Source organism: Martinezella sp. CNPSo 3957 (genome assembly GCF_057784395.1).
In genome coordinates, this window is record NZ_JBXSOU010000006.1 from 165440 (window position 1) to 181315 (window position 15876).

12 protein-coding genes and 1 riboswitch are annotated in these 15876 nt (G+C 61.5%); of the genes, 5 read left to right on the top strand and 7 right to left on the bottom strand.

Annotation, left to right across the window (positions count from 1 at the left end; translation table 11 throughout):
• Positions 1–3: 3 nt before the first annotated feature.
• Together thiB and AC13QE_RS16545 are read right to left on the bottom strand one after the other, a co-directional pair.
• Positions 4–1032, bottom strand: coding sequence for a thiamine ABC transporter substrate binding subunit (gene thiB / locus AC13QE_RS16540; RefSeq protein ID WP_488484467.1), 1029 nt, complete (start codon positions 1030–1032; stop codon positions 4–6).
• Between the two features lie 160 nt (positions 1033–1192).
• Positions 1193–1309: riboswitch (TPP riboswitch) on the bottom strand.
• Positions 1310–1379: 70 nt separating this feature from the next.
• Positions 1380–2915, bottom strand: a complete 1536-nt coding sequence (locus AC13QE_RS16545) for an MDR family MFS transporter (protein ID WP_488484468.1) — start codon at positions 2913–2915, stop codon at positions 1380–1382.
• A 164-nt stretch (positions 2916–3079) separates the two neighbouring features.
• On the opposite strand from AC13QE_RS16545, the gene AC13QE_RS16550 reads away from it, so the two are divergent.
• The 5 genes from AC13QE_RS16550 (at position 3080) to AC13QE_RS16570 (ending at position 10832) form a co-directional block, all read left to right on the top strand.
• Positions 3080–3607, top strand: coding sequence for a MarR family winged helix-turn-helix transcriptional regulator (locus tag AC13QE_RS16550; protein ID WP_112410964.1), 528 nt, complete (start codon positions 3080–3082; stop codon positions 3605–3607).
• Positions 3608–3679: 72 nt separating this feature from the next.
• Positions 3680–4333, top strand: coding sequence for a thiamine diphosphokinase (locus AC13QE_RS16555; RefSeq protein ID WP_488484469.1), 654 nt, complete (start codon positions 3680–3682; stop codon positions 4331–4333).
• 2 nt (positions 4334–4335) lie between these two features.
• The gene (locus AC13QE_RS16560) at positions 4336–6165 is read left to right on the top strand and encodes an ABC-F family ATP-binding cassette domain-containing protein (protein ID WP_488484470.1); all 1830 of its coding nucleotides are present in this window, start codon (positions 4336–4338) and stop codon (positions 6163–6165) included.
• Between the two features lie 318 nt (positions 6166–6483).
• On the top strand, positions 6484–7659 hold the full coding sequence (locus tag AC13QE_RS16565; RefSeq protein ID WP_488484578.1) for an efflux RND transporter periplasmic adaptor subunit: 1176 nt from the start codon (positions 6484–6486) through the stop codon (positions 7657–7659).
• Positions 7656–10832 carry an efflux RND transporter permease subunit gene (locus AC13QE_RS16570; protein ID WP_488484471.1) on the top strand — a complete coding sequence of 1059 codons (3177 nt, stop codon included), beginning with the start codon at positions 7656–7658 and terminating at the stop codon, positions 10830–10832. The genes AC13QE_RS16565 and AC13QE_RS16570 overlap by 4 nt, the downstream gene beginning before the upstream one ends.
• A 111-nt stretch (positions 10833–10943) precedes the next feature.
• On the opposite strand, the gene AC13QE_RS16575 is transcribed toward AC13QE_RS16570, so the two are convergent.
• The 5 genes from AC13QE_RS16575 to AC13QE_RS16595 all read right to left on the bottom strand — a co-directional run bounded on the left by AC13QE_RS16575 (position 10944) and on the right by AC13QE_RS16595 (position 15802).
• On the bottom strand, positions 10944–11672 hold the full coding sequence (locus AC13QE_RS16575) for an SIS domain-containing protein (RefSeq protein WP_488484472.1): 729 nt from the start codon (positions 11670–11672) through the stop codon (positions 10944–10946).
• A 23-nt stretch (positions 11673–11695) separates the two neighbouring features.
• On the bottom strand, positions 11696–12853 hold the full coding sequence (nagA, locus tag AC13QE_RS16580; RefSeq protein WP_488484473.1) for an N-acetylglucosamine-6-phosphate deacetylase: 1158 nt from the start codon (positions 12851–12853) through the stop codon (positions 11696–11698).
• The gene (locus AC13QE_RS16585) at positions 12853–13884 is read right to left on the bottom strand and encodes an SIS domain-containing protein (protein WP_488484474.1); all 1032 of its coding nucleotides are present in this window, start codon (positions 13882–13884) and stop codon (positions 12853–12855) included. Before AC13QE_RS16585 ends, nagA begins: the two co-directional genes overlap by 1 nt.
• Positions 13881–14654 (bottom strand): GntR family transcriptional regulator, encoded by a 774-nt coding sequence (locus tag AC13QE_RS16590; RefSeq protein WP_132719890.1) that lies wholly within the window; start codon positions 14652–14654, stop codon positions 13881–13883. The genes AC13QE_RS16585 and AC13QE_RS16590 overlap by 4 nt, the downstream gene beginning before the upstream one ends.
• Positions 14655–14776: 122 nt before the next feature.
• Entirely contained in the window at positions 14777–15802 is a 1026-nt protein-coding gene (locus AC13QE_RS16595; RefSeq protein ID WP_488484475.1) for an aldose epimerase family protein, read from the bottom strand.
• Between the last annotated feature and the right edge of the window lie 74 nt (positions 15803–15876).

Genomic DNA, 15876 nt, shown 5'->3' on the forward strand with positions numbered 1-15876 from the left:
GCATCAGTTGCCGCTGGTGGCGGTCAGCCATTCGTCGATCCAGGCTTTACGGTTCTTGTCGACGTCGGCAGGGCTCATCAGGAAGGTCTTCGACGGCACGACGAGCTTGCTGAAGGCATCCGGCAGCGGCTCGGAAGTGGCGGCGGCCGGCATCATCCAGTTGCTTGTCGGAATGATGTCCTGGAAGCCGGTGGAGATCATGAATTTCAGGAAATCGCGGGCAAGTTCCTTGTTCGGCGAGGACTTTAGGAGGCCGGCGACCTCGATCTGAATGTAATGCCCTTCCGAGAAGGCGGCGGCCCGATAGCGATCGGTCTTGTCTTCGATCATGTGATAGGCCGGCGACGTCGTGTAGGAGAGCACCATCGGCGCTTCGCCCTTGGTGAAGAGATCATAGGCTTCCGACCAGCCGGGGGTGACCGTCAGGATGCGGCCTTTGAGCTTCGCCCAGGCATCGGCGGATTTGTCGCCATAGATCGACTTTACCCAGAGCAGCAGGCCGAGACCCGGCGTCGAGGTGCGCGGATCCTCGATGACGATCTTCTGCGCGGGATCGCCCTCGACGAGATCCTTCATGCTCTTGGGCGGGTTCTTGACCGTCTGGCTGTCATAGATCACGGCGAAATGGCCGTAGTCGTAGGGCACGAAGACGTCGTCCTTGAAACCGCCGGGAACCTTGAGGGCCGAGGTGTCGACGCCGCTTGCGTCGAAGAGGCCGGTATCCTTGGCTTCGTCGATAAGATTGGTGTCGAGGCCGAGAACGACATCGGCCTTGGTGCCCGTTCCTTCCAGCTTAAGCCGGGAGAGAAGTGCAACGCCATCGGTGACGGCGACGTAATTGACCGTGCAGCCGCAGGTCTTTTCGAAGGCGGCCTTGACCTTGGCGCCAGGACCCCAGTCGGCGGTGAAGCTCTCATAGGTGTAGATGGTCAGGGTCTTGTCGGCTGCAGCGGCAGGCTGCGCGGCAAAAAGGGTCGTTCCGGCGGCAAGGGCCAGGCCGGCGAAGAATGACAATAGCGAACGGTTGTGCATGGTCGCGCCTCCTCCTAGAGCCGGATGATTCCAGGTCTACCGACCTAAAATCTGAATCCGCTCTAAAATCAAATAATTAGGGCATGATGTCGTCCGAAAACCGTTTCCGTTTTTCGGCATCATGCTCTGGGTTTCGTCTGAAGGGGAAAGGGCGCTATGATTTCGTCACGCGTCTAATCCCTCCGCCGGTGTTAGCCGGATCAGGTTCCGCGGGTTGGCCGGTGAAAGCCTCTCAGCCAAATGTCCTGAAGGACATAAGGCACCCCGTTAGAGCGTCGGCAGATTTAGCCTTGTGACGGAGGGATGACAAGGGAAATGATTCCCTTGTCGATTGCAGCATGAAGGATTTACTCGGCAGCCTCCGCGACCGCCGGGCTTTCGAATTTCTTCGCGGCACCCGGGAGCTGCACATTCTTCAGCGTCAGCGAGGTCAGGAGACCAAGCATGCAGATGCCGGCTGCCGTCATGAACAACGGACTGAAGGCGCTCGCATAGGCGTTGGCGACGGCCTCGCGGGTTATCTCGGGCAAGGCGGCCATCATCTTCGGCGTCAGCTCCTCGATGTTTGGTACGCCGGATATGGAGACGCCGACATTGCCGAGTTTGGCGGCGATGATGGCGCCGTAGATGGAGATGGCAATGGAGGCACCGCCCATGCGCGACAGCGTGACGGCGCCGGTCGCAGCGCCGACGTCGCGGGCAGCCGCTGCATTCTGTACGCCGATAACGGGCACCTGCTGGGCAAGGCCGATGCCGATGCCGTGCAGCAGCATCAGGCCGCCAATGAGGACGATGGGCGTGCCGGCATGGACGAAGGCGAGCGAAGCGAATGCGATGGTGCTGCAGGTGGCGCTGGCGACGGCAAAGGGCTTGTAACGGCCTTTGGCCGCGATCAGCCGGCCGGCGGAGAGCGAGCCGCAGACGATGCCGCCGGTCAGGAGAATGAACAGCAGCCCGGCCATGGAGGGAGAAAGGCCTGTCGTCGTCTGCAGGAAGAGCGCGAAGTAATTGACCATGCCGATGGCGACGGCGCCGCTGGTGATCGAGAGGATCAGCAGAAGGCCGAATGTCGGATTGCGGAACAGCGTCATCGGCACAATCGGCTCGGGTGCGCGGCGCTCGATGAAGACCCAGGCAATGGCGCAGATTACCCCGAAGGCAATAATACCGAGGCATTGCGGCGATAGCAGCGACCCGAAGAGTTCGCTTCCGTCGGCAGCAAGCACAATGCTTGTCGTCGTCAGGGCAAGGACGATGGCGCCGGCATAATCGATCTTCGGACGGCGGGCAGGCTTGCGGTAGGGCAGCATGAAGGCGAGGCCGGCAAGCACGATGAAGCCGATCGGCACGTTGACGAGGAAGATCGAACGCCAGCCGAAAAGATCGCTCATCGTGCCGCCGAGAACGGGGCCGATGGCACCCGACGCCATCAGCACGAGGCTCGAATAGCTCTGGTAGCGCGCACGCTCGCGCGGCTCGAAGAGATCGGCGTTGACAGCAAAGATCGAGACCATGATGCCGCCACCGCCGAAGCCTTGAAGGACGCGGGCGGCGATCAGCGTATCCATCGAGACGGCCAAGCCACAGACGGCAGAGCCGACCGTGAAGATCGCGATCGCCGTCATCATCACATATTTGCGGCCGAAGAGATCGCCGAGCTTGCCGTAGACGGGCATGACGGCGGACAGCGAGAGAAGATAGGCTGAGCCGATCCAGCCGAAGCGATCGAGATGCCCGAACTCGCCGACGATCGTCGGCAGTGCCGTTGAGACGATCTGGTTGTCGAGCGTTGCCATGAACATGGCAGTCATCAGAAAGAGGAAAAGAATAAGCCGCCGTTTGTGATCCGCCACGAGCGGTGTGAAGCTTGTCTGCATGTCCATGGAGCAAGAACCCGAACTGGGCCGGAACGCTGCGCTATCGAACGAATGCGCGGGACGCCCGGTCTTCATGAGTGAATATATGTGCTATTAGCATATAATTGTCAATGGCAGGTGAATGCCATTTGCATGTTTTGTTTCGTCCCGACCTCTGCTATGCTTTAGGGATGACATCTGCGCCGAATACAAAAGATATCGAAGTTCCGACGCTGGCCGAAGACGAGAAGTTTCTGCGCATCGGTCAGGCGATGATGCGCATGCGCTTGCTGACCGGCCGCCGCATGATCGGCAGGCTCGCCATTCAACACGTGGCCCCGGGGCTTGAGCTTTCGCATCTCGATGTGCTCGATGTCGTGCGGCGGGCGGAAGATACGGGAGAAGTGACCGTTGGCACGATTGCCGAGCTCTTGCGCATCGATCCATCGCGCGCGAGCCGCATCACTGCCGACATGGTGGCGCGCGGTGTGTTGCGCCGTAAGGCATCGCAGGCGGATGCGCGGCGTATCGTCGTGGTGCTGACCGCACTCGGGCAGCGCTTGCTATCGGAAATCCAGGTGCAGAAATACGCCGTTATCGGAAGCATCTTTGCCGATTGGTCGCCCGAAGACATCGAGAGCTTTTCGTTTCTGTTCGATCGTTATGTCAGCGGCTATGAACGTGTCGTCCAGGCCGCCATGAAGGAAACGACCGAATGATCGGCTCGGCGGCACCGTTCCGGTAACGGCGCTCTTCCCTAGAGATATGACTTTGCGCTATGGGCTTGCCTCATGAGCCAGTCCACTACCTTCACCATCCTGCTCGGCGGCGAGCTTCGCCTGACGGAGCGATTGCGCGCTGCGGTTTCCGGCAGCCGCTTCATGGCGGCCGACGGCGGCATGCGCCATGCCCTCGCGATTGGGGTGGAACCGGAGCTGTGGGTCGGCGATTTTGATTCCACGCCTGCCGATCTGCAGGGGGCCTTTCCGAATGTGCCCAGGCAGCCCTATCCGGCGGCGAAGGCTGCAACCGACGGTGAGATCGCCGTCTCGGAAGCGATCGATCGCGGCGCCACGAGGCTGATCCTGGCGGGTGCCATGGGCGGCGAACGCTCCGACCATGCGATCCAGCACCTGCTTTATGGTATCCAGCTCGCCGAAAAAGGCTTCGACGTGCTGCTGACGTCGGGTGACGAGGAGGCGGTGCCGCTTCCGCCAGGCGAACTCACGCTGGCGCTACCATCGGGCTCGTTGTTCTCCGTTCTTGGTTTCAGCGATCTGACGGGCCTTTTCATCGACAATGCCCGTTACCCCTTGCGCGATTTTCATTTGCCCTTCGGCGCATCGCGCACCATTTCCAACGTGGCGGAAGGCGATGTGCGCTTTTCGCTCGGCACCGGCAGGGCCATTGTTCTTGCCCGCCCTTATGACCTTTCCGGAGTCTGATCTTGGCCCCTCCCATTCTGAAACTCGACGACATCTTTCTGAGCTTCGGCGGTGCGCCCTTGCTCGCCGGTGCCGGCCTGCAGGTGGAGCCGGGCGACAAGATCTGCCTTGTCGGACGCAACGGTTCCGGCAAGTCGACGCTCCTGAAGATCGCCGCCGGCCTTGTCGAGGCGCAGTCGGGCGAGGTCTTCCGTCATCCGTCGTCAACCGTGCGCTATCTCGAGCAGGCACCCGATTTTGCCGATTACAAGACGGTGGCTGCCTATGCCGAGGCCGGTCTCGGGCCTGGCGATGATCCCTATCGCGTCACCTATCTGCTCTCCCATCTCGGTCTGACCGGGGAGGAAGATCCGAAGAACCTTTCCGGCGGGGAAGCGCGCCGCGCGGCACTGGCGCGCGTTCTGGCGCCCGAACCGGATATCCTGCTGCTCGATGAGCCGACGAACCATTTGGACTTGCCGACCATCGAATGGCTGGAAGGCGAGCTGCAGAAGAGCCGCAGCGCGCTGGTGCTGATCTCGCACGACCGTCGTTTCCTCGAGAAGGTTTCGACCGCGACCGTCTGGCTCGATCGCGGCACTTCGCGTCGTCTGGACAGGGGCTTTGGCCATTTCGAAGCCTGGCGCGACCAGGTGCTGGAGGCCGAAGAGCTGGAGCAGCACAAGCTCGGCAAGCAGATCGAGCGCGAAGAGCACTGGCTGCGCTACGGCGTGACGGCGCGGCGCAAGCGCAACATGCGCCGGCTTGGCGAATTGCAGGATATGCGCTCGCGCTATCGCGGTCACAAAGGCGCTTTGGGCACGGTACAGGCGGCAGCTTCCGATGCGCAGGAAAGCGGCAAGCTGGTGATCGAGGCGGACAAGATCACCAAGTCCTATAATGAGCGGCTCATCGTCGCGCCGTTCTCGATCCGCGTGCATCGCGGCGATTGCATCGGCCTTGTCGGCCCGAACGGCGCCGGCAAGACGACGCTTCTGAAGATGCTGACCGGGCAGCTGGAGCCGGATAGCGGCACTGTAAAGCTCGGCACCAATCTGGAAATCGCCACGCTCGACCAGAAGCGCGAGGAGCTGAACCCGGAAGATACGCTCGCCAACTATCTGACCGACGGTCGCGGCGAGAACCTGCTCGTCAATGGCGAGCAGCGGCATGTGACCGGCTATATGAAGGAATTCCTGTTCCAGCCGGAGCAGGCGCGCACTCCGATCAAGAATCTTTCCGGCGGCGAGCGCGCCCGGTTGATGTTGGCCCGTATCCTATCGCGACCGACCAATCTTTTGATCCTCGACGAACCGACGAACGATCTCGACATCGAGACGCTCGACCTGCTGCAGGAAATCGTCTCCGGTTTCGCCGGCACGGTCATCCTCGTCAGCCACGACCGCGATTTCCTCGACCGTACCGTGACCTCGACGATTGCGCCCGCCGATCCGGAAGAGCCTGACGGGCGCTGGATCGAATATGCCGGCGGCTATTCCGACATGCTCGCTCAGCGCAAGGGGGCGATTGAGGAGCGCAGGCGGGCAGAAAAAGCAGCCGAAAAGCCGAAATCGACCGAAGCTTCGGTGCCGGCCGGCGAGAGCTCGAAGGGAAAGGGCAAGCTTTCTTACAAACAGAAATTTGCGCTCGAAAACCTGCCGAAGGAAATGGCGAAGGCGGAAGCCGAAATTGCCGTCCGCGAAAAGAAAATGGCCGATCCGAACCTCTTTTCCAAGGATCCCGCAACCTTCAATCGCCTTGCTGCGGAAATGGAAAAGCTGCGCGAAAGCCTGATAAAGATGGAAGAGGAATGGCTGGAGCTCGAAATGCTGCGCGAGGAGCTGGAGGGCTGACGCTCAAATTGGCTCATCCTATGCGCGTCTTTACTATGCAGTAAAAACAATCGGTTGCGCTCGGTCGCGACCGTTCATTCCCTGTTGTCGAATCCGATAAACCGTTTATACATAAACGCATGTTGCCGGACCACGCTCCGGTTGATACCCCCGGGCCCGTGTGGCCCGTGGCGCAAGTTGGGGAAGTCCGAAGCGACCTGATTTCACTGTGCCTATGGCGGCGGGTTCTTCGTGGAAAGTTGCAGATAAATTTCGTGAGCGTACCGTGATGACGGCGCCTACTGCCGCATGCGGTTTTTCAAGGGGGGCTTCATGCCGATGCTGCCGCGTGCCGTCTTGTTGAGCTGTGCTATTGTCGTTTTCTCCAGTGCCCAGGCACTTGCGCAAGGTGCGCCGCCGGCGCCCCCTGTTACAGTCGCCAAGCCTGTGGTTCGCGATGTCGTCGACAGCGACGAGTTCATCGGGCGCTTCCAGGCGGTCGATGAGGTGTCCGTACGCTCGCGGGTCGGTGGTTACCTGCAGGAGGTGCATTTCCAGGACGGCGCGATCGTCAAGCAGGGAGACCTGCTTTTTGTCATCGACCAGCGGCCCTTCATCACCACGCTGAACGAGGCGACTGCCTCGCTGGAAGTGGCAAAATCGTCGCTGACGCTTGCCGATGCGCAATATAAGCGGGCGGAATCCCTATCGACGACGGGCAGCCAGTCGGCTTCGACGCTCGATGATCGACGCCGCGATCTCATTTCGGCGCAGGCGAATGTGCGCGGTGCTCAGGCGACGGTCGATCGCGCCAATCTGGATATGGATTTCACCAAGATTACCGCGCCGCTCAGCGGCCGTATCGACCGGCGCCTGATCTCGGTCGGCAACCTCGTGCAGGCCGATCAGACAGTGCTGACGACCATCGTGTCGCTCGATCCCATCGACTTCTATTTCGATGTCGATGAGCGCCGGCTGCTTTCCTATGCCGACGAGGCCCGTAAGAATGGCAGTGCTCTGCAGCAGGGCGGCGGCGGTCTCGATGTGACTGTTACGATTGCCGATTCCAAGCAGAAGCCGTTCAAGGGCAAGCTCGACTTCGCCGAAAACCGCGTCGATAACGAGACCGGAACCATCCGCGTTCGCGCGCGCTTTCCCAATCCTAATCTCATTCTGCAGCCTGGCCTCTTCGGACGCGTTCAGGTGCAGGGGTCCAACAGTTACAAAGCGATCCTCGTGCCGGATGAAGCCATCGGTTCGGATCAGAACCAGCGCGTCGTCTATACCGTCGATACCGCAGGCAACATCACGCCGAAATCCGTGCGTCTCGGGCCGAAGCTCTATGGCTATCGCGTCATCCGCGACGGCATGACCGGTGACGAGACGATTGTCGTCAACGGGCTGATACGCATCCGCCCAGGCGTCAAGGTAACGCCGCAGCTGATCGAACTGCCGCAGCAGGCGACGAATGACGAGCCGCCGGCCCAGGCCGATGCACAGGGGACCAGCCAATGAGGTTTTCCCACTTCTTCGTCGATCGGCCGATCTTTGCATCGGTCCTATCCATCGTGCTGCTGATCGTCGGCGGCATCGCCTATTTCCAGCTGCCGGTGGCGCAATATCCCGAAGTCGCGCCGCCGACCATCGTCGTGCGTACCTCCTATCCGGGTGCCGACGCACAGACCATTGCCGATACGGTGGCGACGCCGATCGAGCAGGAAATCAACGGCGTCGAGGACATGCTCTATATGTCCTCCTATTCCAGCGCCGACGGCTCCATGGCGCTGACGATCACTTTCAAGCTCGGCACCGATCTCGACAAGGCACAGGTGCTGGTGCAGAACCGCGTCGCCATTGCCGAACCGCGACTGCCCGATGATGTCCGCCGCATCGGCATCACGACGGTCAAGAGCTCGCCCGACCTTATGATGGTCGTGCATCTCCTCTCGCCGAACAATCGCTACGACCAGCTCTATATTTCCAACTATGCCCGTACGCGCATCCGCGATCTTCTCGTTCGTCTCGATGGCGTCGGCGACGTCCAGCTCTTCGGCGAGCGGCAATATTCGCTGCGCATCTGGCTGGATCCGGAAAAGCTCGCCGCCTACGGCATGACCGCCGGCGACATCGTTCAGGCGCTTCGCGATCAGAACGTGCAGGTTTCCGGCGGTACGATTGGCGGGCCACCGGTATCCGGCACCAACGCCTTCCAATATACCGTCACCACGCAGGGCCGTTTTTCCGATGCACGGCAATTCCGCTACGTCATCGTGAAGGCGACGGGCAACGGTCGTCTCGTGCAGCTGCAGGATGTCGCTCGCATCGAACTCGGCGCGCAGGACTATGTCACAAACAGCTATCTGAATGGCAGCCCGGCGGTGGCGCTCGGCGTCTTCGCACGCCCCGGCACGAACGCGCTCGATGCCGCCGCCGATATTCAAAAGACAATGGAAAGCCTGGCGCAGGATTTCCCGCAGGGGCTCGAATATCGCATCATCTATAACCCAACGGAGTTCATCGCCGAATCCATCCACGAGGTCTACAAGACGATCTTCGAGGCAGCTATCCTCGTTGCCATCGTCGTGCTGGTCTTCCTGCAGTCCTGGCGGACGGCGATCATTCCAATCGTCGCCATACCTGTATCGCTGATCGGCACCTTCGCCTTCCTACTCGCCTTCGGCTTCTCGCTGAACATGCTGACGCTGTTCGGCCTGGTGCTCGCCATCGGCATTGTCGTCGATGACGCGATCGTCGTCGTTGAGAATGTCGAGCGAAACCTCGCGCTCGGCATGACGCCAAAAGAGGCGTCGCATGTGACGATGAACGAGGTGGGTACGGCGGTTCTGGCAATCTCGCTGGTGCTGATCGCCGTCTTCGTGCCGACAGCCTTCATTCCCGGCATCTCGGGCCAATTCTACCGACAGTTTGCGGTGACGATTTCGGTCGCGACGGCGATTTCGTGCCTGAACTCGCTGACGCTCTCGCCGGCGATCGCCGCGATCGTGCTGCGCCCCCACAGTCATGAGAAATCCAACAATGTCTTCGCGCGGTTCGGCCGCGCCTTGGGTGACGGGTTCAACCGCGGCTTCGAGCGGATGAGCGGCGGCTATTCGTGGATCATCCGGCACCTTGTGACAACCTGGGCGGCGCTGGCCTGTGCACTTCTCGTCTTCGCGGGGCTGCTGGCGGGAACCTGGTATATGGGCAGGATCGTCCCGCAAGGCTTCGTTCCAACCATGGACCAGGGCTATGCCATTGTCGTCGTGCAGCTGCCTGACGGCGCGTCGCTCGCGCGCACCAATGCCGTCATCCAGAAGGCGACCGATATCATCAGCAAGACGCCTGGTATCGCCAATGCCGTCGCCTTCGCCGGCTTCAACGGTGCGACTTTCACCAATGCCTCGAATTCGGGTGTCATCTTCACGCCGTTCAAGCCATTCGAGGAACGGTTGAAAACCGGAGATTCGGCGACCAAGATCATCGGCCAGCTCTTCGGCAGCCTGCAAGGTATCCAGGAAGCCTTCATCATCGCCATTCCGCCGCCTTCGATCCGCGGCGTCGGCAATTCCGGCGGCTTCAAGATGCAGATCATGGACCGGGAAAATCCGGACATGCGCCGCATCCTGCCGCTCGCCTATCAGATGATGGGCGTTGCCGCACAGAACAAGGGCGTCAGCGGCGTCTTCACCACCTTCTCCGCCAACAGCCCGCAATATTTCCTGGCGATCGACCGTGACAAGGCGCGCGCACTCAATGTGCCGATCCCGAATATCTTCGAGACGCTGTCGATCAACCTCGGCACGTCCTATGTCAACGACTTCAACGCCTTCGGCCGCGTCTACCAGGTGCGGGCGCAGGCAGACCAGCAATATCGCATGGATCGCGAGGATATTCTGGCGCTGAAGGTACGCTCGGCAACGGGCGCGCTCGTGCCGCTCGGCACGCTGGTCGATATCCGCGATACGACTGGGCCGGCGCTCGTCCAGCGCTACAACATGTATGTCTCGGTCCCCCTGCAGGGAAATCCGGGGCCGGGGGTTTCCACGGGTACGGCACTCGACACCATGGAGGGGCTGGCCAAGAACCTCTTGCCCTCGGGCACGACCTTCGAATGGACCGAACTCGCCTATCAGGAAAAGCATACCGGCAATACGGCGATCTACATCTTCGCCCTGTCGGTCATCTTCGTCTTCCTGGCACTGTCGGCGCAGTATGAAAGCTGGATCCTGCCGCTTGCGATCATCCTCATCGTGCCGCTGGCGGTTCTGGCGGCATTGATCGGCGTGTATCTGCGAGGGATGGACAACAATATCCTGACGCAGATCGGGCTGATCGTGCTGATCGGCCTTGCGGCCAAGAACGCAATCCTGATCGTCGAGTTTGCCCGGCAGGCACAGGCCGAGGGAAAGAGTGCGGTGGAGGCGGCTATCGAGGCCAGTCATCTGCGTCTGCGCCCGATCCTGATGACGGCCTTCGCCTTCATCTTCGGCGTCGTGCCACTGATGATCGCCACCGGTCCCGGCGCCGAAATGCGTCAGTCGCTCGGTACGGCCGTCTTCTCCGGCATGCTCGGCGTGACGCTGTTCGGCCTGTTCCTGACGCCGGTCTTCTATGTCGTCCTGCGCAGGCGGCGCAAGCAGGCGGAAGCCGCGCAGGAGCCCTCGGCCACAGATGCCGCAGCACAATGATATCTGATAGAGGAGAGGCCGAGCGTTTCACGGGAACCGCTCGGCCTCTTTATCTGGCTGCTTTCAGGCAATGCAGACGCAAAGCGGTTCGATGCTTTTTCGCTGATTGCTTTAGAGATGCGGATTGCGCGGCCTATATTTCTTGACCAGCCTCTGATTGGTTTCCTTGGCGCCTGGCATGTTGGCGCTGAGGTAGACGGGTGGATTGCCATCCTTACAGAGTTCGGCGGCGACATCGGCGAAGATGGCATTCAGCACCGTCGCGCCGACGGCTGTTGAGGCCGGCCCGACCTTCAGCTCCGTTCCCGACAGCTCTATCATCGCGTCACCGGGTGGCAGGCCGTTGTCCAGCACGATATCGGCGATATCGGCGAGCTTTCTGCGTCCATTGGCGATGGCGGCCGAATAGGCGAGCGACGTGATGGCGATGACCGTTGCGCCGATCTCGCGGCCATAATCCGCCGCCTCGATCGGTGCTGCGTTGACGCCGGAATTGGAGGCTATGATCAGTACGTCACCCGGCTGCATGCCGTAGCGCTCGAAGACCGGGCGGATAAGGCCTTCGGTGCGTTCATAGACCGAACTGATAACGGCGCCTTCATGCAGCATGGCGGAGCCCACGAGCACGGGAATGGTGAAGGCGAGGCCGCCGGCGCGATAATGCACCTCTTCGGCCAGCATATGCGAGTGGCCGGTGCCGAAGACATAGACGCGGCGGTCGGCGCGTGCGGCGGCACAGATAGCAGCCGAAGCTGTGGACATGGGCTCCGCCAGCGTTTCGCGCAGGGTCTCCAACCGACCAATGAGAGCGGAGAAATAGCTGTCCGTGACTGCGCTCATGCCGAGCTTCCTCATATGCTGTGTCAGGCCGAAGCTTGACCTGAGATCCATGTTTCCGTGACTTCGATGCCGTCGTTTATGTGAACGAGATCGGCACGCATTCCCGGCGCCAAATGGCCGCGATCGGCAAGCCGCAGGAAGCGGGCGGGGTAGGAGGTCGCCATGCGCAGAGCTTCCGCCAGCGGCAGCTCGAGAATATTGACGCCATAGCGGATCGTAGAGGCCATATCGACATCGGAACCCGCCAGCGTACCATCATCGAGCGTCAGCTTGGAGCAATAGCCGCCCTTGGTGCGATAGACCGTGCGGCCATTCAGCGTGAAACTCGGCAGGTCGGTGCCGACCAGCGACATGGCATCGGTGACGAAGAACAGACGACCCTCACCGCGTTTCGCGCGCAGTGCAACCCTGAGCGCCGTCGGCTCGACGTGATGACCATCTGCGATGATGCCGCACCAGGGGGCGGGATGGTCGATCGCTGCACCGACGAGGCCGGGCGCACGATGGCCCATCTGGCTCATGGCATTGAAAAGGTGGGTAACGCCGCGGGCGCCGGCATCGAAGCGCGCATCGGCGGCTTCAGCCGTGCAATCGCTATGACCGATGCTGACGATGACGCCGCCTTCGGCAAGCGCCTGCACCTGCCGCTCCGTCACCTGCTCGGCCGCCATGGTGACCAGCAGCGTGCCGATCGCCTCGCGGGCGCGGATGAAAGTCTTGACGTCGCTGTCGTCGACCGGACGCATCAATTCGGCCAGATGCGCACCCTTGCGGGCAGGCGCCAGATGCGGGCCTTCCAGATGCAGGCCGGCGACGCCGCGATTGGCTTTCACGGCTTCGATGGCCGCTTCGATCGCGGCCGTCGTTGCGGCTGCGACATCGGTGATGAGCGTCGGCAGCACCGACGTCGTGCCGTAGGGGCGATGCCCCTCGGCGATCATGTACATGGACGCGGGCGAGGGCTCGTCATTCAGCATGCGGCCGCCGCCGCCGTTGACCTGCGCGTCGATGAAGCCCGGAGAGAGAACACCGCCTTTAAGCTGAATGGTTTCGGCATTATCGGGCACATCGTTGATGCCGGTGATGGCATGGATACGGCCGTTGCCGATCACTAACGCGCTATCTTCGTGAAACCGGTCGCCATCGAAGATGCGGGCGCCGGTAAAGACCTTGTAGTCCATCACATGGTCTCCGTTACCTTGAGAAGATTAGCCGGCTTATCCGGGTCGAAGCCCTTGCGGCGGGTGACCGACTCGATGAGGCGATAGTAGCACAGCAGCGACACGAGCGGGTCGAGCAGGCCGTTGCCTGTCGTTGGCATGCGCAGATTGATGCCAGCGAGCGGCGCGGTCGAGAAGGAGACGGCGGTGGCGCCGAGCTTCTGAAGCCGTTCCAAGGCTTGGGCATTGTTGGCGAAGGCTGCATCATCGGGCGAGAAGGCGACGATGGGGAAGCCCGGCTGCACGAGGCGCATCGGGCCATGCATGAGCTCCGCCAGCGAAAAGGCTTCGGCATGAAGGCCGGCGGTTTCCTTCGCCTTCAAAGCCGCTTCGAGCGCAATGGCGAAAGCCGGGCCGCGGCCGCCGGTATAGAGCGAGGAGGCGTCGAAGAGCACATCTTCGGCCGCCTTGCCGTCGATGCCCGAGGTCGCAGCAAGTGCTTCCGGCAAATTGGCAAGACCATCGATCAGCGCCTTGTCCTGCGACACTGCAGCCGTGACACCGGCAAGGGCGGCAACCGAGGCGATGAAGGATTTGGTCGCGGCGACGCTCTGTTCCTTGCCGGCGTTCAGGCCGAGCACGATGTCGGCCTCCTTGGCGAGCGGGCTGTCGGTGACGTTGACGACGGCGATCGTGGTGGCGCCGCCCTTCTTGGCGGCGGCCTGCATGGCGATGATATCGGGGCTGCCGCCGGATTGGGAGACCGTGAAGTGAATGCCGCCCTTCAGGTGTAGCGGAGCGCCATAAACGGAGGCGATCGACGGGCCGACGGAAGCGACGGGGATGCCGCAGGAGATTTCGAAGAGATATTTGAAGAAGGTGGCGGCGTGGTCGGACGAGCCGCGCGCGGCCGTCGTGATCAGGGATGGACGGCCGGTCGAGAAGAGCTTCGCGATCTCGGCAAAAGCAGGCCTTTCCTTTTCAAGCAGCGTTGCAACCACCTCAGGCGATTGGCCGGCTTCCGTCAGCATCAGGGATTGGGTCTCGCTCATAGGTCATCTCCAATTCTCAATTCAGCAACAAAATCATAGGCATCGCCGCGGTAATGCGAGCGGGTATATTCAACGACGCGCTGGTCCGCGAGGCGGGAGACGCGCTCGATCAGAAGCGCGGGCGCTCCGGCCTTCACGGTGAGGATCGAGGCGGAGGTCGGGTCGAGCGTCACGGCGGTCAGCCTCTGCTGGGCGCGGACGGGCTTGAAGCCTTTGGCGGCCAAGGCGTCGTAAAGCGACCCCTCGGAAATGGCCTCCTCACCCAGGAATTTGATGGGAACGACGGCGCGCTCGATGGCGAGCGGCTGGCCATCCGCCAGGCGCAGTCGATCGAGCCGCAACACGGGTTCATCAAGGCCGAGGCCGAGCAGGAAGGATTCCTCCGGCGCAGGCGCGCTGACGGTGCGTGACAGGATGCGCGCTGCCGGTTCGCGGCCGCGAGAGCGCATATCTGCGGAAAAGGAGGAGAGGCGCCAGAGCGGCTGCTCGATGCGCTCCACATGCTGCGAGACGAAGGTGCCGCTGCCGTGGCGGGATTCGATGACGCCTGAAGTGAGCAGGTCGCGATAGGCGGTTCTGACCGTGATGCGGCCAATTTCCAGTGCGCTGGCGAGGTCGCGCTCGCCCGGAAGTGCCGTGCCCGGTTTCAGCAGGCCCTCTTGGATCAGACCCGTCAGCGCTTGTGCCAGGCGCTTGTACAGCGGCCCGCTCCCGGTCCCGTCGCTGAGGCCGCGATTGTTCAATTCGGCGATCAAACTGGTTCTATCCATGGTCGTTATATAGAACCTACTTAGAACCAATTCACAAGATGAATCTGTCCGCAGTGCAAAAAAGAATCGGCCGGGCGCTTTGGACGCCCGGCCGATTAGGGTGAGAGCAGGGCATGCCCGGCTTAGTTCTTCGTGAAGATGTAATCCGTTTCCTGCCGCAATACCTCGCCCGGGCGGAGCACAGCATTGGGGAAGCCTTCATGGTTGATGGCATCGGGCCAGACCTGCGTTTCCAGGCAGAAACCGGCAAACGGGCCGATCTTGCGGCCGTCATGACCGGGAACCGGCACATCGAGCTTGAAACCCGCATAGAACTGCACGCCGGGCTCGGTGGTGCGCACTTCGAGCGAGACGCCGGAATTGACGCTGCGGGCAAGCACGACGGAGCGTTTGGCGGTGCGCTCGCTGGAGAGGCAGAAATTATGATCGTAGAGCGCCTGCTCACTTCCTTCGAAGCGCTTCATCGGCGACATCTCGCGGAAATCGAAGGCAGTGCCTTCGACGGAGCGGATTTCCCCTGTCGGTATCTGTTTGTCGTCCGTCGGTGTGTAGTGATCGGCGGCGATCATGATATCGTGACCGAGCGCATCGTCGCGGCCGTCGAGGTTGAAATAGGCGTGCTGGCACACATTGGCGAGAGTGGGCTGGTCGGTGGTCGATTCGTAGGTGACCGACAATTCGCCATTGCCATGGACCCAATAGGTTGCCTGGATCGTGCAATTGCCGGGATAGCCGGCGCGGCCGTCGGGATCGACAATCTTCAGGACGACACGGTCGGTATCGTGCTCGACGATGGTCCAGTTGCGCTTGGCGATATTGTCCTTGCCGCCATGCAGATGGGTGACGCCTTTTTCATTGAGCTCCAGCTGATACTGCTTGCCGTCGAGCGTGAAGCGGCCAGCGCCGATGCGGTTGGCGCAGCGGCCGGGCGTGGCGCCGAAATAGGAGGAATGGGCCGGATAGTCGGCGAAATTGTCGAAGCCGAGCAGAAGCGAGGGCTCGTGGCCGTCAAGGCGCAGATCCTGGATGACCGCCCCCCAGGACATGATATGGGCGGTCAGGCCGCCACCGACGATCTTGACGCGATAAACGGTATCTCCATCCGCCGTCGTCCCAAAATGTTCCCGCTGCAAAGTGCTTTCCGTCATATCAGCTCATCCATTGCTTTTGAGTATGCGAGACCAGACCCTGCCTCCATTCGCACGGTTCCGCAACCGGTCAG

Coding starts and splice junctions, on each gene's coding strand:
- thiB (WP_488484467.1), bottom strand. CDS start 1,032: ATGCACAACCGTTCGCTATTGTCATTCTTCGCCGGCCTGGCCCTTGCC.
- AC13QE_RS16550 (WP_112410964.1), top strand. CDS start 3,080: ATGACATCTGCGCCGAATACAAAAGATATCGAAGTTCCGACGCTGGCC.
- AC13QE_RS16590 (WP_132719890.1), bottom strand. CDS start 14,654: ATGGATAGAACCAGTTTGATCGCCGAATTGAACAATCGCGGCCTCAGC.
- AC13QE_RS16570 (WP_488484471.1), top strand. CDS start 7,656: ATGAGGTTTTCCCACTTCTTCGTCGATCGGCCGATCTTTGCATCGGTC.
- AC13QE_RS16595 (WP_488484475.1), bottom strand. CDS start 15,802: ATGACGGAAAGCACTTTGCAGCGGGAACATTTTGGGACGACGGCGGAT.
- AC13QE_RS16575 (WP_488484472.1), bottom strand. CDS start 11,672: ATGAGCGCAGTCACGGACAGCTATTTCTCCGCTCTCATTGGTCGGTTG.
- nagA (WP_488484473.1), bottom strand. CDS start 12,853: ATGGACTACAAGGTCTTTACCGGCGCCCGCATCTTCGATGGCGACCGG.
- AC13QE_RS16565 (WP_488484578.1), top strand. CDS start 6,484: ATGCTGCCGCGTGCCGTCTTGTTGAGCTGTGCTATTGTCGTTTTCTCC.
- AC13QE_RS16555 (WP_488484469.1), top strand. CDS start 3,680: ATGAGCCAGTCCACTACCTTCACCATCCTGCTCGGCGGCGAGCTTCGC.
- AC13QE_RS16545 (WP_488484468.1), bottom strand. CDS start 2,915: ATGGACATGCAGACAAGCTTCACACCGCTCGTGGCGGATCACAAACGG.
- AC13QE_RS16585 (WP_488484474.1), bottom strand. CDS start 13,884: ATGAGCGAGACCCAATCCCTGATGCTGACGGAAGCCGGCCAATCGCCT.